This is a genomic window from Pseudarthrobacter sp. NPDC092419 (assembly GCF_044755045.1).
In the GTDB taxonomy this organism is placed as follows: domain Bacteria; phylum Actinomycetota; class Actinomycetes; order Actinomycetales; family Micrococcaceae; genus Arthrobacter.
The window spans coordinates 597,802-624,482 of the sequence record NZ_JBIVQF010000001.1 but is presented as its reverse complement, the minus strand read 5'-3'; the positions used below and the strand labels follow the sequence as shown (position 1 = coordinate 624,482).

The window sequence follows — 26,681 nt, the reverse complement described above, 5'->3', positions numbered from 1 at the left end:
AGCCGGGGGTCCGGAGCCGGAGGGGAGCACCATGGGCAGGCACAGCGGTCCGACAGACAGCGCGGTGCGGTTGAGCGCGCGGGTTTACGGCGTGGTCCAGGGTGTTGGATTCCGGTTCCGGACCATGGGCAAAGCCGAAGAGCTGGGTCTGACCGGCGTGGTGGAGAACCTCGCCGATGGTTCGGTCGCCGTGGTGGCGGAAGGTCCGGAAGAGCAGGTTTCCAGCCTGCTCGACTGGCTGCGTTCCAGCCACGCGCCCGGACGGGTGGAACGGGTCGACCCGTCATTTACCGCGGCAGAGGGGACGTTCGGGGAGTTCAGCGCCCGCTGAGTCCCAGGAACGCGCCCAGTTCTTCCAAAGCCGCCGGTTTGTGCGGCATGTAGCTGGTCAGTTCCGGAGCGCGGACGATCACGGCACGCCACTGGCCGCGTGACACCGCCACGTTGATCCGGTTCCTGTTCAGGAGGAACTCGGCCCCGCGCGGCGCTTCCGACACCGCCGAACACGCCATGGACACGATCACCACCGGTGCTTCCTGTCCCTGGAATTTGTCCACAGTCCCCACACGTACCTCCGGCAGCCCGGCGTCGGACAAGGCCTTTCGGACCAGGTGCACCTGGGCGTTGTAGGCGGCCACCACCAGGACGTCCTGCTGCTCCAGTGGGCGGGGTTCCGCTTCGGAGCCAGCTACCCACTTCAGGCCAAGGTGGCGCTGGACCTGACGGACCACTTCCCCGGCCTCCTCGGAGGACGAGGTGGCGTTTCCCGCATGGTCCACGAAGACGGTTTCCACCCCAGCCGGTGGTCCCTCCAGCGACCGGAGGGACGCCGCGGGGGCGGACTGCAGCCGGCCGTCGTAGCTCAGCCGCGACACTTTGACGCAGAGCTCGGGATGCATCCGCCATGAACCGGCCAGGAAGTACCCCAGCCGGGGAGGCAGCGTGGCATGCCCGGCGGCCAGCCAGCCCAGTGCTGATTCGTCCACCGGTTCAGGGTGGGCTCCCTGCGTGACCTGCGGCAGCTGCTGGGGATCGCCCAGCAGCAGCAGGCGCCGGGCAGACCCGGACACCGCCAGGGTGTTGGCCAGGGAGAACTGCCCTGCTTCGTCAATGACCAGCAGGTCCAGGGAACCTGCGGGAACCTCCTTGCCGGTCATGACCCACGCAGTTCCGCCCACGAGGCATCCGCCGGGGGCCTCGAGAAGCGCTGCCACGTCGCCTTCCCGGGTATGTTTCCACGGCACCTCGCGTCGCTCCGCCAGTTTCTTGCCAACGACGGCGGGGCTGACGCCGCCGGTATCGATGGCCCGGCAGAGCAGGTTTTCCACCACGTTGTGGGACTGGCCCACTACGCCGATTTTCCATCCCTCGGCCACGAGCCTGCCGATGACATGCGCTCCCACAAAGGTCTTGCCGGTACCGGGCGGACCCTGGACGGCCAGGTACGACCGGTCCAGGTCCAGCAGCGACTCTGCGATGGCCGTGGAGTAGTCGGCCGTGCCGTCCGGACCGTTCCGCACGGGGACCGGGGCCGTGAGCGTGTGGAACCGGGGCGGCCGTTTGCGCATGATGTCCAGGCCAGGCTGGGCGGGCAGGTCCGGCACGGCTGCGGCCACGCTGTCCGCGATCTCGGCGAGGGCTGCTTCAATGCTGGGGGTTCGGATGGGCTGGTCCTCCGTCAGCGCCACGGGAAAGTCCGCGTACGCCGCAACCTTGGCAGTCTCACGCTCTACCACCGTGACCATGACCTGCGCGGGATCGTCCGGCACCGGTGCCAGGCCGCTGATCCGGGTGCCGAAGGTATACGCGCGGGCATCGGGGGCAGCATCCGGTGCGGCCATGCCCGGGGGCGGGGGAGCGTCGTACAGCCTGCACCACGTGGAACCGGCACGGAAATCGGATCCCTCGGTCATGCTGCCCCGGAGCCGCACTACCCTGGTGCGCATCCGGTCACGAGGTTTCGCCAAGGCCCAGTCCTGCTCCACGTCCGCGGACGACACAACGAAGACGTTCCGCTGATCCGACCAGTTTTCCAGCGGCGCTTCGACGCGGTCGAAGTGCTGCCACCAGAACTGCTTGCGCTCCCTCCGGTGGTAGCCCGTGGCCGCGGCCACCATGGCGATGGCACGCTCATCGTTGGTCCAGGGGCGGTCATCCGGGAGCCCGGACAGGTACTGGCGCAGCCGGGATTCCCCGCTGGATTCGCTGGGGAAGCCGCCCGCTCGACCGTTGAAAGCTCCCGCCGGGACCTCGGGTCCGGCCTGGCCTGCCGCCGCCCTGCCCACCTCCAGCAGCCAGTCACGCAGCCTCAGCGTCGACAGGCAGTCGTACCGGTTGTAGTCCGCGATGGAAGCGAGGATCCTCCCGGCCTCCTCCTGCCGCCCGGAGTCCCGTGCCGCGCAGTAGGCCGCGTAGGCCACTACGGAAGCACCGGCGTCCTTTACCTCGCCCGAACGGAGGTTGTCGCCCATGTAGAGCGGCTCGAGCTTCTTGATGGAATACGAAGCCTCGGAGATCCGCAGCGAATGGCGGACCGTCGCGTAGAGGTCCACCAGCAGGCCGTCCCGCAGCCACTGGTCCACGGTGTCCTCGCCGGCCTGGTGGACCAGGGAGAGGTTCCGCAGGGCTGTCTTCTCATACGGCGCGTAGTGGTAGACGTGCATGTCCGGGTAGGCCGCCCGCCGCTCTTCCACGTAGTCGAGGAAAGCGAGAAACGCGCCGCGCTCACCGGAGCGGGAGTGGGCCCAGAACGGCCGGAAGACCGGTTCAGTGGCGCGGCCGGCGCCTTGCTCAGCCCACGGCGCGGGGGCTTCGACCACACCGAACAGGTACTCGATGCCCCACAGTCCCGTTGCCGGATCCTGCCACAGCGGATCGCCTTCGAAGTCGAAGAAGATGTCGCCCGGGCTCGGGGCAGGCAGGGAATCGATGCTGTTCCCGGGCAGCACTGTGTACGAAACTGTGTGCTCCTGGCCGGCCTTGGTGAAGGTGCGCGATCCGGCCGCTGGATCCAAACCCAACTGCATGCGGGCCTGGGCCCGCAGCCGGGCGACGGATCCCTGAACGCCGGCAGCCGGCATCGCGGCCAGTTCATCAATGGTGGTGATGCTTGCTGCGTGCAGCTTCCGGCGCTGCACCACCGACATCCCCGCCACCATGAGCAGATCGCGGTGCGCCTGGACCTGTTCCGCGCAATAGTCGCAGCGGCCGCAGTGGACCACACCCGGCTGTTGCCATTGCACGGGCCCCGGGCTCTCCCGGTGGCCGGCCGTCAGTTGGCGGAAGCGCCGCCGTCGTTCGCGGAACACCGGAAGCAGATCCGGAAGTGAGTGTGTGCTGCGCAGCCAGTCGTCGCCTACGCGGGTGCCCAGCACCAGTGTGACGACGGGGGAGGGGTCCAGACCCATGCCGATGAGCTGGTCACCGTATGCGGCCAACTGCAGCAGCGCGCCCACTTTGGCGTGCCGCGCCAGCTTGGTGTCCCAGACTTCATAACGCCCCGGCGTCCCGGACCCCGCGGCCTCATTGACCAGAAAGTCGGCATACCCCAGGAACTCACCGTCGAAGAACGTTGCCTGGAAGACCACGTCGGCCCCGGACCGCAGCGCGAGTTCCGTTTCAGCGTGCCTAGCCTGGAGGTCCCCGCGTGTATTGGGCCCCCGCTCCAGCGAGTAGACGCCGGTACCCTGGGATGCGTCCCAACCACCGTATTTGGCAGTCAGGCTGGCCAGGACCTCCTGTTCATGCCGCTCACCCAGGCGGCCGGCGCGCTCCTGCATCTCGTCGGCCGGGAAGTCGGCCTTCGGCGCACGGCCCAGCTTTTCATCCAGGATGCGCAGCGTCCGGTATTCGCATTCGCTGGCCGCCACCAGGTCGCTGGCGGAAAACACCAGATCCGGCGGTGACCCCGGGCTGCCGCTGCCGGCAGATTCGAGCAGAAACACTGGGCCTCCCCATTGACAGCCGGGCCGGCGGACGGTTTCGCTGGCCCTGAACCAAACCTAGCAACCGGCACTGACAAAGTGGTCCCCGCCGGGGGCCGCCGCTATCCGCCGTTGGCGGCGCGCACTTGGGCCTTGTCGTGCTCAACCCGTGCGCGGCGCAGCAGGTCCATGAATTCTGTCTCGTTGCGGATGAGCCGCTTGTACTTTTCGGGCAGGTTGCGGATCTGCTCTTCCTCCCGGACCATGCGCGCAAAAATCTTGTCCCGCTCCACCATGTCCGTCTCGTAGTTGAGGTCCAAGTAATCCGTGGCGTGCCGGCGGGCGTTGGAGACGGCGTTCTTGGCCTTGCCCTTCGGGCTAAAGATCGATGCCAAGACGGTGACCAGCAGTACGCCGAGGATCGTCGTCAGGGATACGCCGGTGCTGACCTCAACGACGTCCACGTGCTGGCCGCCGTTGATGAACGGCAGCGTGTTTTCATGCAGTGCATGCAGGATTAGTTTGACGCCGATGAACCCCAGGATGGCCGCCAGGCCGTAGGAGAGGAAGATGAGTCGGTCCAGCAGGCCGTCGATCAGGAAGAACAGTTGGCGCAGCCCCATCAGCGAGAACGCCGTGGCCGTGAAGACGATGAACACGTTTTGGGTGAGGCCGAAGATGGCCGGAATCGAGTCGAGCGCAAACAGGATGTCGGTGCCGCCGATCGCGACCATGACCAGGAGCATCGGGGTGAGTACGCGTTTGCCGTTTTCCACGGTGAACAGTTTGTCGCCGTCGTAGTGCTGTGACGCTGGCAGGAACTTCTTCGCCAGCCGCACCACGAGGCCTTCGGCATCGTCGTCGTGGTCGTTGGGGCGGAGGAGGTTCCCGGCGGTGATCAGCAAGATCAGGCCAAAGATATAGAACACCCACGCGAAGCTGTTGATCAGGGCAGCACCCAGGAAGATGAAGGCCGTCCGGGCGATCAGCGAAAAGACGATGCCGAACAGCAGCACCTTTTGCTGGTCGGCCCGGGGCACGCGGAAGCTTGAAATGATGATGAGGAACACGAAAAGGTTGTCCACGGACAGGGCCTTCTCCGTGATGTACCCGGCGAAGTATTCAGCGCCCATCGTGGTGCCGCCGAAGAGCAGCACCCCAAGACCGAAAAGCACCGCGATGCCCACATAGAGGGACGACCAGATGGCCGCCTCCTTCAGCGACGGCGTGTGGGCCTTTCGCACGTGGAAGAAGAAATCGAACGCCAGGAGCGCCACGATTCCGATGACAGTCAGCGTCCATACATAAGCGGGTACTTCCACGCGGCGGACCTTTCGTTGGAGTACTCACCAGCGTACCTAAGCAGGCTTGAGAAGTTCGTGCTCGATGACAGCGGAGCTGGAAAGCGTCTTGTAGCCCTCCTGTTCGAAGAGCACAGTGATTACATCGTCCTCATGCCGCATCACCAGGCCCGGGCCCCATTCCTTGTGCACCACGGAGGACTGCAGGGGAAACGCCTCCGCGGCTGCCAGATCCACCGCCCCGGTTAACCCGGCTGCCGATCCCCTGCAGTTGTCACAGTTCCCGCAGGGTTTCGGCAGGTCCTCGCCAAAATACCCGAGCAAGAACTGCCGACGGCAGCCATTGGTTTCGGCGTAGGCGCGCATCATGGCCAGGCGCGATTGCTCAATGGTCTGCCTCGCTTCGGATCGTTCGACGGCGGTGCGCACCACATCGGGCAGCTTCTCCGCTGAGCTCAGGCGGACACCGCGCTTATCCGTTTCCACGGCGCCGGCTTCCTCGAGCTGGTTGACCAGTCCGGTGATCCGCCGAGCCGACAGGCTGGTTTGTTCCGCCAATGCGGTTCGGGGCGCAGGCCCGCCCGCTGACTTCAGCGCCTTCAGCACTGCAAGCAGCGCTTCCGGGTCCGGCGCACGGGTGGTGAAGAACTTGCGCAGCCCCAGATCCTCCGAGCGGTAGTGCAGGATTGCTGCCGCCGGTTCGCCGTCCCGCCCCGACCTGCCGATCTCCTGGTAATAGGCGTCCAACGATTCCGGAATGTCGGCATGCACCACGAAGCGCACGTCCGGCTTGTCGATCCCCATGCCAAAGGCGGTGGTTGCTACCACCACGTCCAGCCGGCCGGCCAGGAAGTCATCGTGGATCCGTTCGCGCTCCCGTGCCGGGCGGCCTGCGTGATAGGCCTCGGCGCGCAGCCCGTCAGCCGCAAGGCTCTCGGCGTAAATTTCAGTGTCCTTACGTGTTGCTGCGTACAGGAGGCCGTGCCCTTCGCCTGCCAGCGCCGCCACTTGGCTGAGGACCGCCTGGCGCTTTGCCCTGTCTTCGTGGTGGCGGACCACGTCCAGGCTGATGTTGGGCCGGTCGAACCCATGGACCAAGATGAGCGGGTCCGCCATGCCCAGCCGTTCCACGATTTCGTCGCGCACCGGCGGTGAGGCCGTGGCTGTCAGGGCTGCAACAGGAGGATTCCCCAGCTGCCTGCGCACCTCACCCAGGCTGAGGTAGTCGGGACGGAAGTCGTGGCCCCAGGACGAGACACAGTGGGCCTCGTCCACAACGAACAGCGAAATGCCGAGTGCGGCGATGCGATCCACCGTGGCGGCCTTGGCCAGTTGTTCCGGGGCCAGGAAAAGGAACGTCGCCTTTCCGGATTCCATGGCCCGCCATGCCGCTTCCACCTCCGGCTCGCCGTGGGAAGAGTTGATGGCAACAGCGGCGTCCGGCCCGAGATCCTCGAGCAGTCCGTCCACCTGGTCCTCCTGCAGGGCGATCAGGGGTGAAACCACGACGGCGGGACCGCCCTTGGCGCCGCTGCCGCCCCGGTGCAGGTACAGGGCAGCCACCTGGTAGATGGCCGACTTGCCGTAGGCGGTGGGCATGACGGCGAGGACGTCGCGGCCCGCCGCCAGGGCCGCCATGCCGGCGAGTTGGCCCTCGCGCAGGGACGGTAGGCTGAATGCTGACGCCGCGAGGGCGCTGAGGTTTTGGTGGTCCGGCATCTGGTTTCTCCGCACGGTGGCTCCAGCGGCCGCTTGCTTCAGCCGCGGACTCCAGCGTACGCGGGCCGTGGCTCGGCACCGCAATGAAAATCCTTTATGTGGACAAACCCGCCCTGGGCCTTCCTTGACTTACAGGACGCCCTGAACAAGTCTGGATGAATCTGGTCCGCCGGCAAGTGCCGCGGTATCCGGGCCAGGCCCAAACCAAGGAGCATGTCGCGTGACGCGTGAAAACCCGAAGGTCGAAGAAGCCGACGAGTCCGAGCTGGAAGTCAGCGGGCATCCCAAAACCTGGGCTGCCGGCGTTCCCGGTGTCTACCACTCCATGCAGCCGGCGCTGAAGCATATGGGCGTGGGCAGGGCGGGGAAGACGCTCCTGGCGCTGAACCAGAAGGACGGCTTTGACTGCATGAGCTGCGCGTGGCCGGACCCCGGGCACCGCAAGACCTTCGAGTTCTGTGAGAACGGCGCCAAGGCCGTCACCTGGGAAGCCACCCCGGTGGTTATCGGCAGCGATTTTTGGGCAGAACACCCCGTCAGCGAACTGCGGAAACGGTCCGAATACTGGCTGGGCATGCAGGGCCGGCTCACGGAACCCGTGTACCGGAAGGCAGGGGAGGACCACTACCGTCCCGTCAGCTGGGACGAAGCGTTCCGCATCGTGGCGGACAAACTGAAGTCACTTCCCAGCCCGGACGAGGCCGCCTTCTACACCAGCGGCCGCACGTCCAACGAGGCCGCGTTCCTGTACCAGCTCTTCATCCGCGCCTACGGGACCAACAACCTGCCGGACTGCTCCAACATGTGCCACGAATCCTCCGGGTGGGCCATGGGCCAGACCATCGGCATCGGCAAGGCCACCGTGTCCTACGATGACTTCGGCAAGGCCGACCTCATCATCATCATGGGACAGAACCCGGGAACCAACCACCCGCGGATGCTGACCGCCCTGGAGGAAGCCAAGGAGGCCGGCTGCAGCATCGTGGCCGTGAACCCGCTGCCGGAAGCCGGGCTGATGCGCTACAAGAACCCCCAGAAGGTCAAGGGAATCATCGGGCGCGGTACGGACCTGGCCGACCAGTTCCTGCAGATCCGGATCGGCGGGGACATGGCGCTGCTGCAGGCCGTCTCCAAGCGGGTGCTGGACGCCGAGACCGCCAACCCGGGCACCGTGCTGGACCACGCATTCCTGGAAGAACACTGCGAAGGCCTCGAGGAACTGCGCGCGCATCTGGCCAACCTGGACGACGCAGCGGTCCTTGAGGCTACCGGGCTCCGCGCCGAAGAGATCGACGAACTTGCCGCGCGCTATCTTGCCGCCGACAAGGTGATCATTACGTGGGCCATGGGCGTCACCCAGCAGAAGAAGGGTGTCGCCACCATCAAGGAGATCATCAACCTGCTGCTCCTGCGCGGCAACATCGGCAAGCCCGGGGCCGGCGCATCGCCCATCCGCGGCCACAGCAATGTCCAGGGTGACCGCACCATGGGTATCTGGGAACAGATGCCGCCGGCGTTTATGGATGCCCTGGGCAAGGAATTCAATTTCGAACCGCCCCGCACCCACGGCTACGACGCGGTTGAAACCGTGCGCCGGATGGCTGATGGCAGCATCAAGGCCTTCATCGCCCTCGGAGGCAACTTCGTGGGGGCTATCTCGGACACGACTGCGGCCGAGGCAGCCATGGAAAAAACTGAATTGTCCGTCCAGATCTCCACCAAGCTCAACCGGTCGCACACGGTGACGGGCGCCGAGGCCCTGATCCTGCCCACGCTGGGCAGGTCCGAGATCGACCGGCAGGAGACCGGCCCGCAGTTCGTCTCCGTAGAGGACACCGTGTGCGCGGTGCACGCCTCCCACGGCACCGTGGAACCCGTGGCCCCCGGCCTGCTCTCCGAGGTCGCGATCGTCTGCCGGATGGCCGAAGCCACCGTGGGCGGCCGGACCACCGCCGACTGGGCGGGCTTCGAAAAGGACTACGACCTCATCCGCGAGCACATCTCCCACGTGGTCAACGGCTGTGAAGACTACAACCGCAAGATCCGGCAGGACGGCGGCTTCATCCTGCCCAACGGGCCCCGGGATTCGCGGACGTTCCACACCCCCACCGGCAAGGCCATCCTGACGGTCAACGAACTGGAGCACGTGCAGCGGCCGGAGGGGACGCTGATCCTGCAGAGCATGCGCTCGCACGACCAGTTCAACACCACCATCTACGGCCACAACGACCGGTACCGGGGCATCAAGAAGGGCCGCGAAGTCGTGTTCGTCAACCCGGAGGACCTGACCGAACTGGGCATCGCGGACGGCGATCATGTGGATGTGCGCGGCGTTTATCCGGACAACGTGGAGCGCGTCCTGCGGAACTACCGAGTGGTCTCTTACCCGTCCGCGCGCGGATGTGCCGCCGCCTACTACCCGGAGGCCAACGTCCTGGTGCCGCTGGAAAGTGTGGCCGAAGGAAGCCAGACGCCGGCGTCCAAGGCCGTGATCGTAAAACTGGAACCGGTCGGCTGACACTTCCGCCGCGTGGTGCGGGGATCCGGCTCGTAGCCGGATCCCCGTCATCATAACCGGCCATGGCCGGCATGGCCGGCCCCGGCAACCAACGTTCGTGCGGTTGCGGGCCGGTCTTGCACTAACTTACTGAGCTGTGTCCGCCCAGCCGCGGCTGGCGGGGCCGCCGTCGGCACCGTCGCTGCAGAGTTGGAAGGCGACGCGCGCGGCTTTTTCCACGGAGGCCGCGGACGCGTCCTTCGAGCCTGCACTGCCGGTGCCTGCCTCGAGGCCGGCCGCATACCCGACCAGGAACGTGGTGACGGGTGCTGCAGCGTGGATCACCGAATCCGCTGACTCACGGGCCAGGTCGAGGAGCAGTTCCTGGTCCACCTTGAGGTCCAGGATCTGCAGTGCCTGGGCCAGCCGGTTGCTCCACTGGTCAAGTACCTGGGCTTCGTGCTCACTGACAGCCATGTTTCGCTCCTTCAACGCCTGGGTCCGGACCGTGTTGGGGCCCGCCGTACTGACGCCGACACTACAAGGCTTCGGCACAGAAGTCACCGGACGCCCCGAAGGATATCCGTCGTAAACCTCAGCCGAGCCTGGCGTTGACTGCCGCCGGCGAGAAGACCTCGTTCACCAGCAGAGACGACATGCCGCGGATGGCTGCGTCCTCGCCGAGGGACGCCAGCCGCACGTCCAGGTGGCGCGTGGCGCGGGGCAGTGACATGGGATAGAGCGTTTCGCGGATCCCGCCGATCAGCGACGACGAGGCGAGGTCCCCGGCGATCAGCAGAACGGCGGGATTCAGGAGGCACACCACGGTGGCCATGACCTCGCCCAGCCGCTGGCCGGCCTCGTGGGTCAGGCGCATGGTGTCCACGTTTCCCGCCAGCAGGTGCTTCCGCACGTCGCGGCCCGACTCAGCGGGAATGCCAAGATCGGTCATCTGGCGGGCAACGGCCCCGCCGCTGGCTCCCGCCGCCAGGCAACCGAGAGAACCGCACTGGCACACCAGCCCGGCAAACGCAGGGTGCCGGACGTGGCCGATGTCCCCGGCGCCGCCGTCCACGCCCTGGTACACGCGGCCGTCAATGACCAGTCCGGTGCCGATGCCGGTGGATACCTTGACCAGGCAGAGCGAACTGACCCCGGCAAACCCGGCGCTGTACTCACCGACAGCCATGGCATCGGCGTCGTTCTCCACGAGGACCGGAACCGGGAACGATTCCTGGATGAATTCCACGATGGGGTAGGCGTCCCATCCCGGCAGGATGGGAGGCTGGCTGGGCCGAAGCGTGTGGGGGTCCACAGGACCGGGGATGGACAAACCCACGCCGGAAATCTTCGCCATGGGCACCTTGGCGCGTTTCAACAGACGCTGCCCGGCGGCCGTGATGGCGTTCAGCACCTTCTCCGGGCCTTCCTGGACGGCGATGTCCAGGTGTTCGTCCACCAGGATCTCACCGCCAAGGTCAGTCAATGCCACCCGGCTGGAACGCGTTTCCACGGAAGCCGAAAGAGTGCAGGAGTGCTGCAGGTTAAAGGCGAGGTCGGTGGGCCGGCGGCCGCCGGAGGGTCGGGCCGAGCCCGCTTCCCGGATCAGCTCGGCGCGGAGGAGCGCATCCACCCGCTGGGCTACCGTCATGCGGGACATGCCGGTCTCTTCCTGGATGTCACCGCGGGTCCGCGCTCGGCCGGAGCGGATCAGGTGCAGGACGTCGCCGGGTCCCACGTACATTTGTGGCTCCTTTTGTCACAAAGCATTCCTGCTATTTTAGGGGTTCAGACGCCCTGGAGCGCAGAAGTCAATAGGCTACAAGCTAAATCATTCTGCAGCTAATGCTAGACACCTAGGCAACATTTGGATAGCCTTTAGGCACAAGTTCCGATTGTGACTGCGCTCACTGCCGGAATTATCCAGTAACTGTCATTCCAATCCGGCCGGCGCGGTCCGGACGGAAGGAGCGGAAGCTGAGGCGCGAATCCCGCGGCACCGGTGCCGGTGCCGCCGTAGACAGGAGCATCCAAGTGACCATAACCAGAGGCCGATCAAAACTGGCCGTGCTTGCCGCAGCGTCGTTGACGGTGGCAATGCTTGCAGGCTGCACGCAGGGCGGTGATTCCGACGGCGGTTCCACCGACGGCGGCAACGCTGAGGCCATTACCGTGTGGACCGCGGACACCCTCCCGGACCGTGTGGCCAAGACCAAGGAAATTATCGCCAAGTTCACCGAGGAAACCGGCGTTGAGGTCGAACTCGTCGGCGTTCCGGAGGACCAGTTCAACCAGGTCCTCACCTCCTCCGCGGCGGCCGGTGACCTTCCGGACGTTATCGGTTCCATCTCGCTGGCCCAGGTCCGCACGCTCGCAGCAAACGACCTGGTTGACCCTGCGGCCAACAAAACGGTGGTGGAAAACCTGGGTGAGGATACCTTCACCAAGCGTGCCCTGGAGTTGACGCGCGACGGCGATGAGCAGCTGAGCGTGCCGGACTCGTCCTGGCAGCAGCTGCTGTACTACCGCAAGGACCTCTTCGACAAGGCTGGCATCACGGCGCCGAAGACCTACGACGACATCAAGGCCGCGGCCGAGAAACTGGATTCACCGGAGCTGGCCGGCCTGGTGGCCGCCAACAAGCCGGGTGAAGCCTTCACCCAGCAGACCTTCGAGCACATCGCCCAGGGCAATGGCTGCGAAATGGTCAATGACCAGGGCGAAATTACCTTCGACAGCCCCGAATGCGTGAAGGCCCTGGAGTTCTATCGCGACATGCTCAAGAACTACTCCGTTCCGGGTGCGCAGGACGTAGATACCGTCCGTGCGTCCTACTTCTCCGGCAAGGCAGCCATGGCCATCTGGTCCACCTTCATCCTCGATGAAATGGCCGGCCTCCGCGACGATGCCATGCCCACCTGCCCCGAGTGCAAGGCTGACCCCGCCTTCCTGGCCAAAAACACCGGCGTAGTCACCGGCATCCAGGGCCCGGATGGCGATCAGCCGGCCCAGTTCGGTGAGGTAGTCTCCTGGACCATCACGGAGGGTTCAGCCACTGAATCCGCCCAGAAGTTCGTGGAGTACTTCATGAGCACGGGCTACGCGGACTGGCTGTCCATCGCTCCTGAAGGCCGGCTCCCGGTCCGTGCCGGCAACGCCGACAACGGCACCGAGTACGCGGATAAGTGGAAGGACATGCCTGCCGGCGTTGACCGCAAGGAACCGCTGGGCAAGTTCTACTCCGAGGACGTGCTCTCCATCCTCCAGAAGGGCCCGGACGAGCTGAAGCGCTGGGGCATCACCCAGGGCCAGGGCGACTTGGTGGGCGCGGCACTGGGTGAACTCCCGGTCGCCAAGGCCGTCAGCGACGTCACCTCCGGCGGCGTCGATGCCGAGAAGGCAGCCAAGCAGGCCGCCGAGACCCTCCGCTCCATCCAGGGTTCATTGAAGTGAAACTGAACAAGGACGCTCCGGCAGGGCAGGCGGCATCAGCCGCCGCCCTGCCGGGGCGCCGGCCCCGGCGTTCCCCCATGGCCAGGGAGGAACAGCGGGCCGGCCTGACGCTGCTCTCGCCCACCCTTGTCCTGGTTCTGGTCATGGTGGTCCTGCCGATTCTCTGGACCATCCTGCTGGCCTTCCAGAAGGTCCGGATCCTGAACATCCGCTCGGTGGGACTCTTTGGCCCGTACACGGTGGCCAACTTCGACCAGGTCTTTTCGGGCTCTTTCTTCCAGGCGCTGGGCACTACCCTGGCGTACTCCGTCCTGGGCACCACCGGCGCCATCCTGCTCGGCCTGATCGCCTCGCTTGCGCTGCGCAAACCCTTCAAGGGCAGGACGCTGGTCCGGGCCTCCATGCTGCTGCCCTATGTTGCACCCATCGTGGCCGTCACGTTTACCTGGACCACCATGCTTGACCCGCAGTTCGGCGTGGTTAACTACTGGGGCAAACGGCTGTTCGGCTGGGAGGAGTCCATTCCCTTCCTGAGCGAGCGCGTCCGGGAAGTAAGCTTCCTGGGCCTGCAAATCGAGGTGCCGACGGCCCTTATCGCGGTCATCCTCTTCGAGGCCTGGCGTTCGTTCCCCTTTGCCTTCCTCTTCCTGACCGCCCGCCTGCACGCGGTGCCGGACAGCCTGGAGGAAGCCGCCCGCGTGGACGGCGCCACGCCCATCCAGCGGTTCTTCTACATCATCCTTCCCCAGCTGCTGCCCACCATTGCGATGCTGTCCGTGCTGCGCTTCATCTGGACATTCAACAGCTTCGATGACATCTATCTGCTGACCGGCGGCGGCGCCGGCACGGAAGTGGTGGCCGTGACGGTCTACAACTTCCTGACGGCCCGCGGCGACATCGGTGCGGCCTCCGCGCAGGCGCTGGTCCTGGCACTGATCCTGGGCCTGTTCGTCGGCATCTACATCAAGTTCTTCACCAGGAAAGAGGAGGTCTCCTGATGGCGGTACCCGTTGAGACCAGGCGCACTTCCTCCAGGAGGCCGGAGGGCTCCGGGGTGTCCCGCGACGTTGTGGAGACCAAGATATTCGGGGTCCTGCGGTGGGTGGTCATTGTCGGCCTGCTGCTGGCGACCCTCTTCCCGTTCTATTACATGTTCATCCTGTCCATCCGGCCGCTGGAATCGCTCTTGAGCGACCCCGGCTCCCTGGTGATTCCATTCCAGGAACTGAACTGGAGCGCCTACACGTCCATCATGGCCACGCAGGAGGACGGCGGTCATGGCTTCCTGAAGTTCATGGGCAACAGTGCGATCGTGGCGCTGGGGACCGTGCTGATCTCGCTGTTGGTAGCTATCCCGGGGTCCTACGCCATCAGCCGGCTGAACTTCTTCGGCCGCCGCCAGGTGAGCGGCCTGTTCCTGGCGGTCTACCTGTTCCCCAGCATCCTGCTGGCCATCCCCCTATTCACCTTTTTCACCAGAATCGGCCTCCGCGGCCAGCTGGTGGCGCTGCTGATTGTGTACGTGGCGCAGGTGATTCCGGTGACCATCTATATGCTGCGGAACTACTTCGACACCATCCCCACCAGCCTTGAGGAAGCCGCCGCGCTGGACGGCTGCAGCCGCCTGGGCGTGCTGCGGAGGATCAGCCTGCCGCTGGCCATGCCGGCCATCGTAAGCAACGGCCTGTTCGTCTTCATGATCGCGTGGAACGAATTCCTGTTCGCGTTGCTGTTCCTGGTGAACTCGCGCCCCAACTGGACGGTCTCACTGGGCCTGTCCCAGCTGGCTGGCAGTATTGAGGTGCCTGCCACGGTCCTGATGGCCGGTTCCGTGATCCTCACGCTGCCGATCATCATTATCTTCTTCGCCGCCGAACGACTTCTCACCGAGGGCCTGACAGCGGGAGCTGAGAAGGGGTGACGGGCAAGCACGCACAGGAAAACATGCAGGAAAGCACGACGGCGGCGCTCACCGAAGAGGTGCGGAACCTTCTCGAGGCGCACTGGCGGCCGGAGCACGGCTACTCGGTGCCGAACCCCGGCACCTATCCGCATCTGTGGCTGTGGGACTCCTGCTTCCACGCCATCATCTGGGCGAAGCTGGGGGATGCCCGCGCCGTCAAGGAACTCGATGCTGTCCTGGCCGGGCAGTTGGACAACGGGATGGTCCCGCACATGCGGTATGGCGGAGAAGGCCCGGACACCTGGCTGGGCCCCCTCACCCGGACGTCCTCCCTCACCCAGCCGCCCATGTTTGGCCACACGATCAAACTGCTGGCGGACGCCGGCATCGCCTTGGCTCCGGAAACGCTGGCCAGGGCGAAGGCCGGGCTCGACTGGCTGTGGGACAACCGCCGCACCCCCGAGGGCCTCATTTACGTGGTCCATCCCTGGGAAGCGGGCAACGACCACTCGCCGCGCTGGGACGACTGGGGTGCCCCCGGCCGGACCAAAGAGGGCTACAGCCGCCCGGCCCGCACCGCGTGGAACAAAGAACGGATGACCGAGGTCACCTTCTCCGAGGACGGTGCCGCCAACTGGTCCACCAGCTTTGTGGCGTGCCCCGCGGCGTTCAACGCCTACACGGCGTTCAACATGCGCGAGCTGGCGTCAGTGACCGGCGACAGGGAGCTGGCGGACCGGGCGGACGCCATTGCGGCAGCGATGGACGCGCACCTGTGGAACGCGGAGGAACAGCTTTGGTCCGACCTTGCCGTGGTGGGCGGTGGACCGTCAGTCCACATTCCCATCAGCGACGGCGTGATGGGCGCCCTGGTAACGGCAGACACGGCGAAGGCCCGGGCTGCGCTGGACCAGCTGGCGGACCCGGCCAGGTTCGGCGCTCCGTTCGGACCGGCGAACGTAGGCCGGGAGCACCCGGCCTACGATCCGGACACCTACTGGCGTGGTCCGGCCTGGCCGCCACTGAACTACCTGTTCCAGCGGGCCTTCCTCGGCCAGGGCATGGCGCGGGAAGCCGAGGCCATGGCAGAGCTCACCGCCAAGGGCGCCGTGGCCAGCGGCTGGGCCGAATACTGGAACCCGGAGAACGGGCGCGGCCTCGGCGCGGTGCCCCAGAGCTGGGCGGGCCTGGTCATTGCCATGCAGCAGTAGCCACGCGGAGGACGGCGCGGGCCAGGCAGGCATGGCCCGCGTCGTTCGGATGCACTGTGTCCTCGTCAAGCATGGTGGCTGCGTCCCAGTCGGGAGCCTCAGCCAGCACGGCTCGGGGATCTCCGGCCATGGCCTGCCGCAGTGCTTCGTTGTATATGTCCACCAGTTCGTTGGAGCCGAGGTTGTGCGGTGCATAAAGGCTGAAGTCCAGCAGGGGTGGCTGGACCACGGCCACCACCAAAGCCTCCGGGGCTGCCTGCCGGAACGCGCCAAGGACGGTACGCAGCGAAGCGGCGTAGCCTTCAAGGCCCGACGCCGAATCCCCGGCCAGGCGCAGGTCGTTCAGTCCCGTCATCAGCAGGTAGAGGGTGGCCGGCGGGGGAGGGTCGGCCAGGACCAGGGCGGCCGTCCCGGTGCTGCTGCTGCCGCCGACGCCGCGGTTGTCCAGCTCCAGCCCCAGGCCGGAGGCGGCCCGTGCCGCGAGGCATGCTTCAGCTGTGGACGCCCCGTCCCCGTCGATCCACGAATGCCCGTAGGAAATCATCAGCCGCATCGCGGCAACCGCCCTTCTGCTGTATCCCTCCGGCAGGTCCCGGACAGTTCTGGTAACGTTATCAAACCAAGCAAACCGATCGGAAGACTATGAGCCACAATCCTCCCCGGCGCTACGACAAGTTCCCCACCGTGACCGTTCCCGGAGACCATCGCGCCTGGTCGGGCGCCGACGCCTGGCGGCAAATTGCCGCCCGGGGTACCCGGACCATCGTGGTGGACACTTACCCCGGCACGGACCTCCCGGAACTCAAGCGGTGCATCGCCGAGGCACTCCCGGGCCACCGCCTTCTCGACGTGGAGGAGCGGGCAGCCCGGCCCATCGAGGAGATCGACGCCCTGATCGAGGCCAACCTCACCGACGACAGGGTCTTCGGCGTCCTGAGCCACCACACCCTGCGCGACTTCTACGACGCCCCAAGGCTTGCCGCGCTCGCGACGGACGTGTCGTCGTCGGACGCTCCCGTGGTCCTGGTGGGCTGGGGGGCGGCACTGGTGCCGCTGCCGGAACGCACCCTGGTGCTGGCTGACATGGCGCGCTGGGAACTGCAGCAACGCCAGCGTGCCGGTGCCCCGAACTGGCGCTGCGACAACGGCGGCGAGGACAACCTGCGCAAGTACAAGCGGAGTTTCTTCGTGGAATGGCGCGTGGCGGACCGGCACAAGCGGCAGCTGTTCGGCCAGCTCGACTACGTTTTGGACACCAACCGCAGCACCGACGAAGCCGTCCTCATCAGCGGCGAAACGTTCCACCGCGGGATGGCCGCCGCCGCGTCCGCGCCGTTCCGCGTGGTGCCGTTCTTCGACCCCGGCGTGTGGGGCGGGCAGTGGATGAAGCACGTCATCGGCCTGGACAGCGACGCGGACAACTACGCCTGGTGCTTCGACTGCGTGCCGGAGGAGAACAGCATCCTGCTCGACGTCGGCGGGACAGTCATCGAACTGCCGTCCATCGACGTCGTGTTCACCCAGCCCAAGGCGCTCCTCGGCCCGCAGACCTATGCCCGGTTCGGCGCCGAGTTCCCCATCCGCTTCGACTTCCTGGACACCATGGAAGGCGGGAACCTCTCGTTGCAGGTGCACCCGCTGACGGACTATATCCAGGACCGCTTCGGCATGCACTACACGCAGGACGAGAGCTACTACCTCCTGGACTGTGACGACGACGCGGTGGTGTACCTGGGACTCAAGTCGGGCACCGACCCGGCTGCCATGGTGAAGGCTTTGAAGGACGCGTCCGACGGCGACACGCACTTCCCGGCGGAGGAATACGTCAACGCCTTCCCGGCGAAGAAACACGACCACTTCTCCATTCCGGCCGGCACTGTCCATTGCTCGGGCGCCAATTCGATGGTGCTGGAAATCTCCGCGACGCCCTACATCTTCACCTTCAAGATGTGGGACTGGGACCGGGTGGGCCTCGATGGCCGCCCGAGGCCCATCCATGTGGAGCACGCCAGCCGCAACATCCAGTGGGACCGGGACACCGAATGGGCCCGCGAGCAGCTGTTGGACCAGGTGGAGCAGATTGGCTCGGGGGACGGCTGGAGCGAGGAGCGAACCGGCCTGCACGAACTCGAATTCATCGAGGTCCGCAGGCACTGGTTCACCGACGCGGTGCCGCACCATACCCAGGGCACCGTCAATGTCCTGAACCTGGTGGAAGGGTCCGAAGCGGTTGTCGAGAGCCCGGACGGCGCGTTTGAACCCTTCGTGGTCAGCTACGCCGAAACGTTCATCATCCCGGCGTCGGTGGGTGCCTACACGATCCGTCCGCACGGCAGCGGCGTGGGCCAGAAGCTGGGCACCGTGAAGGCCTACGTCCGGGGCACTCAGACGGCGCTGCCGGCGGCCATCGCCCAGTAGGCGGCTCCTACCAGCCCGGCTTCCTCCGAGCGTTCGGCCTTGCGCAGGGGAAGCCGGGCCAGGTCCGGCTCCACCGAGGCGATGCCCCGCCGGAGCGCCGGTTCCACGAGGTCCCAGGATCCGGTCATGGACCCGCCCACCACCAGCACCTCTGCCCCGAAGCGCTTGAGGAAGGGCGCGGCCGCGGCCCCGGCCGCCCCGAAGGCATGGTCCAGCACCGCTGCCGCCACCGGGTCCCCGGTCCGGGCGGCCCCGGCGATTTCGCGCACGTCCGGGGCGCCGGCGTCGTCGTGGTTTCCCCCGGCTGCGTCCGCGTAGGCCCGGCGGATCGCGCGCCGTGAGACGGTCTCCTCGAGGGGGAGGCTGTTGTACTCCAGTAGGTAGCAACTGCCGTCCGGCGGTACGTCGCTGCCGCTCTTCACGGGGACGCCGTCCGCCAGAAAAGACGAACCCACGCCGGTACCCAGGGTGATGCATGCCGCCCGGTGGCTGCCGCCCGCAGCGCCCAGCGCGACCTCGCCGATCCCGAAGGCGTCGGCGTCGTTGAGGAAGCTGATGCTGCGGGCGGCCGTGCCGAGCCTTCGGGCCAGCTCCGCACCTACATCCACGCCCTTGAGCTCATCGAACTTTCCCACGTGCTCATACAGCGCCACTCCGGCCGCGTAATCGAACGGCCCCGGCAGCGCCACGCCCCACGTCCCGCTGTGGCCGGTGCCCAGTCCCGAGGCGGCTTCCGCGATCCGATCCAGGAGCCCGGCGGCCGGCGCGTGCGCATCGAGGCCGCGCCGGACGACGCTGTCCGGCGCCACCCGCCATGTGCCGCCCGGTCCGTGGACCAGGGCCGCGGTGACATGCGTGCCGCCGATTTCCAGGACGGGGGTCGGCAAATGAGGATGGGTCACGTGGTGTCTCCTGGGTCTTGGTAACGTGGGCAGCGTCCGGCGCGGCGGCGCATGTCCACTAGTAATCTTCGGGGTGAAAAAATGTCCGGCACCAAGGCCAGCTCCGCCCCCACCGTCAGGGATGTGGCGGCGCTGGCCGGCGTCAGCCCGATGACGGTATCCCGCACTATGGCCGGTGGACACAACGTCCGTCCCGAAGTTCAGGAGCGTGTGCGTGCAGCGGTTGAACAGCTCGGCTACCGGCCCAACCAGAACGCCCGGAACACCCGCCTGCGGAAGCCCACGGGCCTCATCGGGGTGGCGGTCACCAATCTCGCCAACCCGTACTACGGACAGTTTGCCCTGGGCATCGAGGAGGTTGCGGCCGCGCATGGCCGGCAGATCGTCATGGGCACCAGCGGCGGTGATCCCAGCCGGGAAGAACGGCTGATGGCAGAGTTTGCGGACCGCCAGCTGGAAGGCGTCATCCTGGTGCCTGCGGCCCGGGAGGAGAAGTCCAAAAGCGTGCCCGGCGCCGGCGCCCTGCCCATTGTCCTGGCCACGCGGACGGTCAGCGGCGCGGACTTCGACGCGGCCCTCGTGGATGACGTCAACGGGGCAGCGGCGGGAACTGCCGCCCTGCTGGCGCAAGGACACCGGCGGATCGGGTTTCTCGGTGACCTGGCGGGCACGTCCACCGCGCAGCGGCGCTATGAGGGGTTTCGGCAGGCACTGGAAAAGGCCGGCGCGGACTTCGACGAAGGACTCCTGGCCGCCGTCAGGGATACGGGGATGGCTGCAGCAGCTGTGTCCAGGCAACTGGCAGGCCCCCATCCGCCAACGGCCTTCTTTTCGGCCAACAACCGGACCACGGTAGGGGCCCTGCGCGCCATTTGCGAGTGGCGCGAGAAAGGCCGCATGGACGCTCGCGGCGTTCCGGCGCTGGCCAGCTTCGACGACGTGGAGCTCGCCGACCTTTTGGGCATTCCACTGACGGTGATGTCCCACGACCCGCGGCGGCTCGGCGCGGCGGCGGCCACGATGCTCTTCGAACGCCTGGACGGTGCGGCGGAGCCGGGGCCCCGCGTGGTCCAGCTTCCGGTCGCTGTGCACAACTATGCCGTGCACAACTACTAGGGCTTCTCTAGCGTGACCCGGCGCCCTTCCCGGGCGGACAGGGCAGCGGCCTCAACAATCGACTGGATCTGCAGGGCCCGCTCGACATCGACGGTGGCAGCGCTGCCCAGCCGGACGGCGTCGGCGAACTCCCTGCGCAGGATGGGCCAGCACTCCGCGTGGTCCATGCCCTCCGTGGTGTAGTCGAGGGTGCCCGCGGGGGAGTAGACGCTGAGCCGGGTCCGGACCGACGGCAGCTGGACGGACCCGGACAATGACGCCTGGCCGGTGGCACCGCCGGCATGAAAGGTGGTCAGGGCAACGTATTCCCGGCTGCCGTGTGCGCTGACCGCTTCGATTGGCCCCGCCGCGAGCTCCATCAGGTCCAACAGGTGCGGGCCCAGGTCATAGAGCGCGCCGAATTCGTCCCGCCAGCCCGTCTTCCGCTGGCCCGCAGGCAGGCCCGTGCTCAGGAAGCCGCCGGCCAGGAACCCGCCGTGCAGGTACGTTCCGGTGATGCCCAGGACCGGCGCTTCCTCGCCGAGCTCGGCGGCGGCGGCCAGGAAGGACCGGGTCCTCGGGTGGTACCGCTTGGTAAGGACGACGGCGTTCGGCGTCCTGTTGCGCCGGACGGCTTCGGCCACCGCGGATGCCTGTTCCAGTGAGCCGCCCAGCGGCTTTTCCAGGAGCAGCGCCAGGCCGGCATCGGCGGCGCGCGGGGCAAGTTCCGCCTGGGCGGTGGGCGGGGCTGCGAAGTCGACAGCCTCGCAGGACGCCAGCAGTTCGTCAAAAGACTCGAAGGCGCGCACTCCGTGCTGTGCGGCGAGCGCGGCGGAGCTGCGGCCTCCGGCAGACCAGATGCCCACCAGTTCTGTTTCGGCTCCGGCCGTATGGAGGGGCGCGTGCATGGTGGCAGCCCACTGGCCAGCGCCGACCAGGCCAACCCGGACCGGGGGAAGGTTCGCTGCAGGCGGCCCTGCCGCAGGGGATGAAGTCATGTAAAAAACGTACTGCAGATTTTGCATAATTTCTATACACAAGTGGGCTAGTTCTTGTGCTAATGTCGATTGCATCACATGAGTGCATCCACTCTTCCCGACCTCGAAGGACCGTCACACAGTGTCCCGATTCCTGCGCATTGCGGCGCCCCGCAGCGTCGCCATCATCGATCAGCCGCCGGTTCCGCTGGAGCCGGGCCAGGTCCGCGTGCGGACCATCTATTCCGGCATCTCCGCCGGCACCGAGCTGACCGCCTACCGCGGCACCAACCCGTACCTGACCTCTGTGTGGGACCCCAAGTCCCGCCTGTTCGAGCCTGGCCAGGAGTCCCTGGGTTATCCACTGGACGGGTGGGGCTACTCGGAAGTGGGCGAAGTGGTGGAGGTCGCCCCGTCCCTGCGTGCCGGAAGTGAAGGTGCCGAAGCGGACCCGCCCGTCCAGCCCGGCGATGTGGTCTGGGGCATCTGGGGCCACCGGGATGAAGGTGTCCTTGCGGCAGAGCAGTTGCGGGGCCACGTCCTGCCGCCCGGGGTGGACCCGATGGCCGGGGCGTTCGTCCGGGTGGGCGCCATCGCACTGAGTGCTGTGCTTGCGGCCGACCTCGGACCAGGGTCCACGGTGGCCATCTTCGGCCAAGGCGTCATTGGCCTGCTGGCCACCCGTTTTGCCGTGCTCAACGGCGCCAATGTGATAGCCGTGGACGGCATCGAAGCGCGCCGCAACAAGGCCCTGGAATGGGGTGCCGGCCATGCGCTTGCACCCACTCCGCAGCTCGCGGGAGAAATCCGGCGGATCACCGCAGGGGCGGGCGTGGACGTGGCCATCGAGCTGAGCGGCAACTACAGGGCGCTGCACGAGGCAACCCGCGCCGTGGGAGCTGACGGTACCGTCATCGCCGCCGGGTTCTACCAGGGCGAGGCTGCAGGCGTTCGCTTCGGCGAAGAGTTCCATCACAACCGGGTCCAGCTCCTGGCCTCACAGATCGGCTCCGTCCCCAACCGGCTCCGCTCCCGCTGGACCGTCCCCCGGCTGCAGCAGACCGTGGCGGACTACCTGGCCCGCGGCCTCGTGGACGCGCCGTCGCTCGTTACCCACACCTTCCCCCTGGCTGAAGCAGCCAAGGCCTATGAACTCCTGGATACGGACGCAGCGTCCGCGCTCCAGGTTGTATTGGAGTTCCCATGACCCTCATCACCGTTCAGGAGCAGCACCTTTCGGGCAGCACCCTGGAAGAGAAATTCGAGCAGGCCCTGGCCTGGGGCTTTGACGGGATCGAGCTCCGCTCCGCCGGAGACCTGCAGTTCCAGGCGCGCCTGCCGGAACTGCGCCGCGCACACCAGGTCGGGGTTGTCATGCCCACCGCCTGCGTGGACATGACCCACTTCGTCGGCGCGTTCGATGCGGAGCTGCGGAAGGACGCCGTCGCCCAACTCAAATCCCAGCTGAGCGTCATGGCGGAAATCGGCGGCCGCGGCGTGATGACGCCCGCGTCCTACGGCATGTTCTCCAAGCGCCTCCCGCCGTTCGTCCCGCCCCGCACTGACGAGGAGGACACCGCCGTCCTGGTGGAGGCCTTCACCGCGCTGGGGGAGCACGCCTCGTCCGAGGGTGTGGAGATCTACCTTGAGCCGCTCAACCGCTACGAGGACCACATGGTCAACCGCCTTGCCGACGGCGTGCGCCTGCTGAAGCTCGTCGGGCTGGACTCCGTGAAGCTCGCCCCGGACACCTACCACATGAACATCGAGGAAAGCGACCCGGCCGCCGCGCTCCAGGCCGCCGCCCCCTTCATTGGCCACGTCCAGGCCAGCGACTCCAACCGGCTCGAGCCGGGCGCCGGAAACATCGACTGGGCGCTGTTCGGCGCCACCCTGAAATCGATCGGCTACCAGGGAACTGTGGCGCTGGAATCGCGGCTGTCCGGGCCGGCGTCGGACGTTCTCCCGCGCGTCCCTGCCCTCCTGGGGAGGTACCTGTGAACACCCCCGGAACAACGGACGACGGCGGCATGCACCCGGGTGCAGCGGCTGAGGTGGGTGCCGCGCAGATCGCCGCCCGCTCCATTGCCATCCTCGAAGCGAATTGGCGCAAGACCCACACCGTTCCGGCGGGGGGCCTGTACCCGCACCAGTGGAGCTGGGATTCTGCGTTCATCGCGATCGGCCTCAGCCGGATGTCGCCGCGCCGCGCCGGCCAGGAAATGGACGCACTCTTCGCAGGCCAGTGGGACGACGGCCGGCTCCCGCAGATCATCTTCGATCCCTACCGCGACAAGGACTACGCGCCGGGCGCCTCATTCTGGCAGTCCAGCCGGATTCCGGGCGCACCCAGGCACGTGGAAACCGCCGGCCTGGTCCAGCCGCCCAACCACGCCTGGGCTGTCTGGAAGATCCACCAGGCGGACCCCGCCGAATCAAGGCGCCGCTCCTTCCTGGAACGGAACTATTCCAAGCTGGTGCACTGGCACGAATACCTATCTACCCGCCGCGACCGCGGCGGTTCCGGCCTGGCATGCATCGTCCACCCCTGGGAATCGGGCACGGACAACTCCCCGCTGTGGGACACCGTGATGAAGCGTATCCCCGGCAACTGCAAGACCGTCCTGAACCGTCCGGACCTGCAGCACGCGGATGCCGGCGAGCGCCCCAGCCAGAAGGAGTACGGCAAGTACTTCTGGATGGCCGAACGCTACCGGGACCACAACTGCGACGACGCCGATCCGGACTACCCGTTCCTGATGGAGGACCCGCTCTTCAATACCCTCCTCGCGGTGTCGGAACTGGCGCTGGCGGAAATCGCCGGCGAACTCGGGCTGCCCGCCGGGCCGCACCTGGAACGTGCCCGGGAGATCAGCGCCGCGCTGGAGGCCCTTTACGTGCCTGATCTCGGCTGCTACTCCGCCCGCGACGTCACCGACGGAACCATGGTCCGCAAAGCCACGGTCAACGGTTTGATCCCGCTGCTGCTGACAGACCTGCCGCACGCGGACGCCCTGCTCGAGACCCTCTACGGTCCGCGCTTCATGGGCAACGACGCCCTCATGGTGCCCAGCTACGATGCCACCGCAGAGGACCACAACCCTGCCCTGTACTGGCGCGGCCCGGCCTGGTTCAACATGAGCTGGATGGTCTCGGTTGCCCTGGAGCAGCAGGGCCACAGCGAGAAGGCAGCCTTCCTCCGGAACAATATCGCCCGGCTCGCCGCCGAACAGGACTTCCCGGAATACGTGGACCCCTGGACCGGTGCCGCGCACGGCACGCGGAGCTTCAGCTGGACCGCCGCCCTCGCCCTCGAAACCACTTACCACGGGAGCCCGTCATGACCGCTGTTCCTCCTCCCTCAGCCGTATCGGTCCTGGTGGCCCACGGCGCCATGATGCGCGGCGCGGCGGACGGCAGCGTCGGCACCGCCGACGCACCGGCAAAGGGAACCGAAGGCCTCTACGTGGCGGACACCCGCCTGCTGTCCCGCTGGATCCTGGAAATCGACGACTCCACCTTCTGGGACGTCGGAACAGTCCGCAGCCCGGGCCGCCGCGACACGGCACTCAGCCCCGTGGCACGCCGCAACCAGACCCATGACCTCTTCGTCTTCCGCAGCCAGGAATTGGACGCGGCAGGCCTGACCGAGACCCTCTCCATCCGCAACCTGGGCCGTGAACCCATTACGGCGCGGCTGGTACTGCGGGCCGGAACGGACTTCGCGGACCAGTTCACGGTCCGGACCGACGGGCGCACCTTCGACCTCAGCGGCGCGGCCAGCAGCGTGGACGTGGGCGACGACGGCTCCCTCACCTTCGACTACCGGCACACCTACCATGGGCGTACTTTCGCCGCGGGCACCCGGGTCACGGCCAGCATCCCGCCGTCAGTGCGCCGGGAACCGGCAGCGGACCGCTTCGTGGGCGCGGTGCTTTCCTGGGAGCTGCCGGTGGGCCCGGGCGAGTCCCGGAGCCTCTCCATCGCCGCGCGGTCCACCGCGGCCAACCCGGCCGTAGCCGCAGGTGCCGCCGGAGCGGCAGCCAGTGCCGGCGTCGTGCTTAACAGCGTGGCACCCGACGTTGGCCGGAGCGCGCTCCGCAGGCAGTGCCTGACCGACCTGGACTCGTTGCTCATGCCCTGCCCGGTCAAGCCGGAGCTGACCATTCCCGCAGCCGGCCTTCCGTGGTTCCTGACGCTGTTCGGCCGGGATTCGCTCCTGTCCACGCTGCTGACGCGGGCAGAGCGGCCCGAACTCCTGGCGGATGTGCTCCGGGCCATGGCGGCGACGCAGGGGACGGTGGATGATCCGTCCCGCGTAGAACAGCCGGGCAAGATGGTCCACGAGGTCCGCATCAGCGAGCTGGCCCAGCTGGGCGCCGTTCCGTACGGCCGCTACTACGGCACCGTGGATTCAACGCCGCTGTTCCTGATGGCACTGGGCGAGGTCAAGGACCCGGCGTTGCTGCGCGAGCTCGAGGCGCCGGCGCGCGCGGCCGTGGACTGGATGCTGGGGGACGGCGGCCTGCGCGCCACCGGCTTCCTCCGCTACACTCCGGACCCCAACGGGCTGCTGCACCAGGGCTGGAAGGATTCGTTCGACGCCGTGGCGGGAGCGGATGGCCGCCAGCCCGAGGGTGCCATTGCCCTGGCAGAGGTCCAGGGCTACGCGTGGCGGGGGCTGCGCGAATGCGCCCGGGTGGCTGCCGAACAGTGGGGCGACGCGGCCTGGGCGGAGACCCTCCGTGTCCTGGCCGACGAACTGAAGGCCCGCTTCCGGCAGGCGTTCTGGATGGACGTTCACGATTTCCCCGCGCTCGCGGTGGACGGCGAAGGCACCCAGGTGGATTCGCTGGCCTCCAACGCGGGCCACCTGCTGTGGGCCGGAATCCTGGACCCGGCGGACGCCCGCGCCGTGGCCACCCGCCTGCTCGAGCCGGATTTCTTCACGGGTTGGGGCATCCGCACCCTCGCCGAGGGCCAGTTCTACTACCACCCGATGTCCTACCACAACGGGTCCGTGTGGCCGCACGACACCATGCTCGCCGCCGAAGGCATGGCCGCCTACGGTTTCCTCGACGAGGCCCGCACAGTGGCCAACGGCATGCGGGACGCCGCCGCGCACTTCGGCAACACCCTTCCGGAGCTGTTCGGCGGGTTCTCCCGTACGGACTTCCCGGTCCCGGTCACGTACCATCACGCCGGTTCGCCGCAGGCATGGGCGGCTGCGGCCGGGCTGACGGCGGAGCGCCTGGCCGGCAGCGGGGCCGGAGGTGAGTAGC

At 67.0% G+C, this 26,681-nt stretch carries 20 protein-coding genes; 12 read left to right on the top strand and 8 right to left on the bottom strand.

All coding sequences use genetic code 11. The features are described 5' to 3' along the window. The first annotated feature begins 31 nt into the window (after nt 1-31). Nucleotides 32-331 carry an acylphosphatase gene (locus tag ACIQC0_RS02775; protein WP_400532474.1) on the top strand — a complete coding sequence of 100 codons (300 nt, stop codon included), beginning with the start codon at nt 32-34 and terminating at the stop codon, nt 329-331. Here ACIQC0_RS02775 and ACIQC0_RS02770 read toward each other — a convergent pair. The 3 genes from ACIQC0_RS02770 to ACIQC0_RS02760 all read right to left on the bottom strand — a co-directional run bounded on the left by ACIQC0_RS02770 (nt 318) and on the right by ACIQC0_RS02760 (nt 6,943). Next, complete coding sequence (locus tag ACIQC0_RS02770) at nt 318-3,944, bottom strand: TM0106 family RecB-like putative nuclease (RefSeq protein ID WP_400532473.1); 3,627 nt, start codon at nt 3,942-3,944, stop codon at nt 318-320. The genes ACIQC0_RS02775 and ACIQC0_RS02770 overlap by 14 nt on opposite strands. A gap of 101 nt (nt 3,945-4,045) precedes the next feature. Further along, entirely contained in the window at nt 4,046-5,245 is a 1,200-nt protein-coding gene (locus tag ACIQC0_RS02765) for a TerC family protein (RefSeq protein WP_377215046.1), read from the bottom strand. Nucleotides 5,246-5,281: 36 nt separating this feature from the next. Continuing rightward, on the bottom strand, nt 5,282-6,943 hold the full coding sequence (locus ACIQC0_RS02760; RefSeq protein WP_400532472.1) for a RecQ family ATP-dependent DNA helicase: 1,662 nt from the start codon (nt 6,941-6,943) through the stop codon (nt 5,282-5,284). Between the two features lie 220 nt (nt 6,944-7,163). Between ACIQC0_RS02760 and ACIQC0_RS02755 the strand changes: the two genes are divergently transcribed. Further along, nucleotides 7,164-9,461 (top strand): FdhF/YdeP family oxidoreductase, encoded by a 2,298-nt coding sequence (locus tag ACIQC0_RS02755; protein WP_400532471.1) that lies wholly within the window; start codon nt 7,164-7,166, stop codon nt 9,459-9,461. A gap of 126 nt (nt 9,462-9,587) precedes the next feature. On the opposite strand, the gene ACIQC0_RS02750 is transcribed toward ACIQC0_RS02755, so the two are convergent. Continuing rightward, nucleotides 9,588-9,917, bottom strand: coding sequence for a DUF6457 domain-containing protein (locus ACIQC0_RS02750; protein WP_377215049.1), 330 nt, complete (start codon nt 9,915-9,917; stop codon nt 9,588-9,590). Between the two features lie 118 nt (nt 9,918-10,035). Continuing rightward, nucleotides 10,036-11,184, bottom strand: coding sequence for an ROK family protein (locus ACIQC0_RS02745; protein ID WP_400532470.1), 1,149 nt, complete (start codon nt 11,182-11,184; stop codon nt 10,036-10,038). Nucleotides 11,185-11,474: 290 nt separating this feature from the next. On the opposite strand from ACIQC0_RS02745, the gene ACIQC0_RS02740 reads away from it, so the two are divergent. Genes ACIQC0_RS02740 through ACIQC0_RS02725 form a run of 4 tightly spaced genes read left to right on the top strand, consistent with a single transcriptional unit; the run spans nt 11,475 to nt 16,007 of the window. Next, nucleotides 11,475-12,893, top strand: coding sequence for an ABC transporter substrate-binding protein (locus ACIQC0_RS02740; RefSeq protein WP_400532469.1), 1,419 nt, complete (start codon nt 11,475-11,477; stop codon nt 12,891-12,893). Beyond that, a complete protein-coding gene (locus ACIQC0_RS02735; protein WP_377215052.1) occupies nt 12,890-13,891 on the top strand; it encodes a carbohydrate ABC transporter permease in 1,002 nt (333 codons plus the stop codon). Before ACIQC0_RS02740 ends, ACIQC0_RS02735 begins: the two co-directional genes overlap by 4 nt. Continuing rightward, the gene (locus tag ACIQC0_RS02730) at nt 13,891-14,814 is read left to right on the top strand and encodes a carbohydrate ABC transporter permease (protein WP_377215053.1); all 924 of its coding nucleotides are present in this window, start codon (nt 13,891-13,893) and stop codon (nt 14,812-14,814) included. The genes ACIQC0_RS02735 and ACIQC0_RS02730 overlap by 1 nt, the downstream gene beginning before the upstream one ends. Nucleotides 14,815-14,837: 23 nt before the next feature. Further along, nucleotides 14,838-16,007: an MGH1-like glycoside hydrolase domain-containing protein gene (locus ACIQC0_RS02725; RefSeq protein WP_400532468.1), complete on the top strand. Its 1,170-nt coding sequence runs from the start codon at nt 14,838-14,840 to the stop codon at nt 16,005-16,007. Here the strand turns inward: ACIQC0_RS02725 and ACIQC0_RS02720 are convergent. Then, nucleotides 15,988-16,560 carry an SGNH/GDSL hydrolase family protein gene (locus ACIQC0_RS02720; protein WP_377215055.1) on the bottom strand — a complete coding sequence of 191 codons (573 nt, stop codon included), beginning with the start codon at nt 16,558-16,560 and terminating at the stop codon, nt 15,988-15,990. The genes ACIQC0_RS02725 and ACIQC0_RS02720 overlap by 20 nt on opposite strands. A gap of 89 nt (nt 16,561-16,649) precedes the next feature. On the opposite strand from ACIQC0_RS02720, the gene ACIQC0_RS02715 reads away from it, so the two are divergent. Next, entirely contained in the window at nt 16,650-18,425 is a 1,776-nt protein-coding gene (locus ACIQC0_RS02715) for a class I mannose-6-phosphate isomerase (protein WP_377215056.1), read from the top strand. Here ACIQC0_RS02715 and ACIQC0_RS02710 read toward each other — a convergent pair. Continuing rightward, nucleotides 18,392-19,327, bottom strand: a complete 936-nt coding sequence (locus ACIQC0_RS02710) for an ROK family protein (protein ID WP_400532467.1) — start codon at nt 19,325-19,327, stop codon at nt 18,392-18,394. The genes ACIQC0_RS02715 and ACIQC0_RS02710 overlap by 34 nt on opposite strands. A gap of 81 nt (nt 19,328-19,408) precedes the next feature. Here ACIQC0_RS02710 and ACIQC0_RS02705 point away from each other — a divergent pair, with 81 nt between their 5' ends. Next, nucleotides 19,409-20,443 carry a LacI family DNA-binding transcriptional regulator gene (locus tag ACIQC0_RS02705; RefSeq protein ID WP_400532466.1) on the top strand — a complete coding sequence of 345 codons (1,035 nt, stop codon included), beginning with the start codon at nt 19,409-19,411 and terminating at the stop codon, nt 20,441-20,443. Here ACIQC0_RS02705 and ACIQC0_RS02700 read toward each other — a convergent pair. Beyond that, on the bottom strand, nt 20,440-21,420 hold the full coding sequence (locus ACIQC0_RS02700) for a Gfo/Idh/MocA family protein (protein WP_400532465.1): 981 nt from the start codon (nt 21,418-21,420) through the stop codon (nt 20,440-20,442). The two genes, ACIQC0_RS02705 and ACIQC0_RS02700, sit on opposite strands and share 4 nt — an antisense overlap. A 121-nt stretch (nt 21,421-21,541) precedes the next feature. Between ACIQC0_RS02700 and ACIQC0_RS02695 the strand changes: the two genes are divergently transcribed. Genes ACIQC0_RS02695 through ACIQC0_RS02680 form a run of 4 tightly spaced genes read left to right on the top strand, consistent with a single transcriptional unit; the run spans nt 21,542 to nt 26,680 of the window. Then, nucleotides 21,542-22,606, top strand: a complete 1,065-nt coding sequence (locus ACIQC0_RS02695; protein WP_377215060.1) for a zinc-binding alcohol dehydrogenase — start codon at nt 21,542-21,544, stop codon at nt 22,604-22,606. Continuing rightward, nucleotides 22,603-23,400, top strand: coding sequence for a sugar phosphate isomerase/epimerase family protein (locus ACIQC0_RS02690; RefSeq protein WP_400532464.1), 798 nt, complete (start codon nt 22,603-22,605; stop codon nt 23,398-23,400). Before ACIQC0_RS02695 ends, ACIQC0_RS02690 begins: the two co-directional genes overlap by 4 nt. Continuing rightward, nucleotides 23,397-24,743, top strand: a complete 1,347-nt coding sequence (locus ACIQC0_RS02685) for an MGH1-like glycoside hydrolase domain-containing protein (RefSeq protein WP_400532463.1) — start codon at nt 23,397-23,399, stop codon at nt 24,741-24,743. Before ACIQC0_RS02690 ends, ACIQC0_RS02685 begins: the two co-directional genes overlap by 4 nt. Then, nucleotides 24,740-26,680, top strand: coding sequence for a glycogen debranching N-terminal domain-containing protein (locus ACIQC0_RS02680; protein WP_400532462.1), 1,941 nt, complete (start codon nt 24,740-24,742; stop codon nt 26,678-26,680). The genes ACIQC0_RS02685 and ACIQC0_RS02680 overlap by 4 nt, the downstream gene beginning before the upstream one ends. Nucleotide 26,681 lies beyond the last annotated feature (1 nt).

What these genes read in the sequence shown, in the direction of transcription:
- ACIQC0_RS02775 (WP_400532474.1), top strand. Translation starts at nt 32, where the DNA reads ATGGGCAGGCACAGCGGTCCGACAGACAGCGCGGTGCGGTTGAGCGCG.
- ACIQC0_RS02760 (WP_400532472.1), bottom strand. Translation starts at nt 6,943, where the DNA reads ATGCCGGACCACCAAAACCTCAGCGCCCTCGCGGCGTCAGCATTCAGC.
- ACIQC0_RS02750 (WP_377215049.1), bottom strand. Translation starts at nt 9,917, where the DNA reads ATGGCTGTCAGTGAGCACGAAGCCCAGGTACTTGACCAGTGGAGCAAC.
- ACIQC0_RS02745 (WP_400532470.1), bottom strand. Translation starts at nt 11,184, where the DNA reads ATGTACGTGGGACCCGGCGACGTCCTGCACCTGATCCGCTCCGGCCGA.
- ACIQC0_RS02730 (WP_377215053.1), top strand. Translation starts at nt 13,891, where the DNA reads ATGGCGGTACCCGTTGAGACCAGGCGCACTTCCTCCAGGAGGCCGGAG.
- ACIQC0_RS02725 (WP_400532468.1), top strand. Translation starts at nt 14,838, where the DNA reads ATGCAGGAAAGCACGACGGCGGCGCTCACCGAAGAGGTGCGGAACCTT.
- ACIQC0_RS02720 (WP_377215055.1), bottom strand. Translation starts at nt 16,560, where the DNA reads ATGCGGCTGATGATTTCCTACGGGCATTCGTGGATCGACGGGGACGGG.
- ACIQC0_RS02715 (WP_377215056.1), top strand. Translation starts at nt 16,650, where the DNA reads ATGAGCCACAATCCTCCCCGGCGCTACGACAAGTTCCCCACCGTGACC.
- ACIQC0_RS02705 (WP_400532466.1), top strand. Translation starts at nt 19,409, where the DNA reads ATGTCCGGCACCAAGGCCAGCTCCGCCCCCACCGTCAGGGATGTGGCG.
- ACIQC0_RS02700 (WP_400532465.1), bottom strand. Translation starts at nt 21,420, where the DNA reads ATGACTTCATCCCCTGCGGCAGGGCCGCCTGCAGCGAACCTTCCCCCG.
- ACIQC0_RS02690 (WP_400532464.1), top strand. Translation starts at nt 22,603, where the DNA reads ATGACCCTCATCACCGTTCAGGAGCAGCACCTTTCGGGCAGCACCCTG.
- ACIQC0_RS02680 (WP_400532462.1), top strand. Translation starts at nt 24,740, where the DNA reads ATGACCGCTGTTCCTCCTCCCTCAGCCGTATCGGTCCTGGTGGCCCAC.